This is a genomic window from Paenibacillus sp. CF384 (assembly GCF_900106745.1).
GTDB lineage: Bacteria > Bacillota > Bacilli > Paenibacillales > Paenibacillaceae > Paenibacillus_Z.
Genome location: NZ_FNNV01000051.1, coordinates 1 through 1146, shown reverse-complemented (window position 1 = coordinate 1146; position 1146 = coordinate 1). Strand labels below are relative to the sequence as shown.

Below are 1146 nucleotides of genomic sequence, written 5' to 3'. Positions count from 1 at the left end.
GGGTAGCGTCAAGAAGTTTGTGTAAGGCAGTAGGGATATCCATCGGGACGATGGATATCTGTCCATTATAAGTTTTGGTAGGGGGAGTTAACTCCCCTACCAAAACTGCAATGGAATCTAGTTGAATATTGCGACTAATGAGTTGGCGTGGTGCTTTAATCGACTACCCAGATAATGGGATGATAGGCACCAATCTCTTCTCAAGTGATTGGGTATCGTTCCTCAAACATCTTCGTTAAATGTTGTTTGACGGAAGCCTCACTAAACCCCTTGATGGTTCGGTCGGCAAACCGGTCGTTGTACGCCACTGTTTCGAGGTAAATTACCTTTTCTGCTGCATCCATATTCGTTAAACTATTCATCGGTTTAAGTCGCTTTCGAATTTCTTTGTTCATTCGTTCTATGGGATTGGAAGTGTAAATGGCATCCTTGATCAAGGCTGGATACTTGTAAAAGGCCAGCAAGGTCGTTAACTGGTCCTCCCAGGAACGGATCTCTTTCGGGTATAACTTACCCCATTTGGCTTTTAACGTATCGAAAGCGGCCATGGCTAGATCGTGATCCATTGCATTGTAGATCGTTTTTAGATCTGTAATGAAGTCGGTCTTATGCTGTACTCGAATTTTCGGGAAAGTGGCACGTACTTTGTGGACAATACAATGCTGTACATCCGCCTTGGGGTACGTTTCACGGAACGCCGTGTCCAGACCAGGGAGACCGTCGAAAACTCCGAGCAGAACCTCCTGTACACCTCGCTTATACAGGTCTTTGAGTACATCTCGCCAACCATTTGCGCTTTCCTGACCACCTACGTAAAAACCAAGAATTTGACGATGCCCTTCCTCGTCAATGCCCATCGCAAAGTACACCACCTCACCACTGACGGTGCTGCGTTTGAGTTTTACATACAGCCCATCCAAGTAAATCACGGCGTACCGTTTCTTCAAAGGCTGCACTTGCCAATTCTGAATATCTTCCAGTACTGTTGCTGTAATGTTGCTAATTGTCGTTGGCGAGTACTGACTGCCGAACATACTCTCAATGAAGCGAGCGACGTCACGAGTACCCATACCGCTTTTGTACATCTGAATCACGGCTTCCTCAAGCCATCCATCCCGCCGCTGATACGGCTCAAATACTTGAGTC

At 46.4% G+C, this 1146-nt stretch carries 1 protein-coding gene; it reads right to left on the bottom strand.

The annotated features are described in order from the left end of the window. Nucleotides 1-200 precede the first annotated feature (200 nt). A partial coding sequence (locus BLW29_RS31080) for an IS256 family transposase (protein ID WP_090986994.1) occupies nt 201-1146 on the bottom strand: 946 nt, incomplete at its 5' end.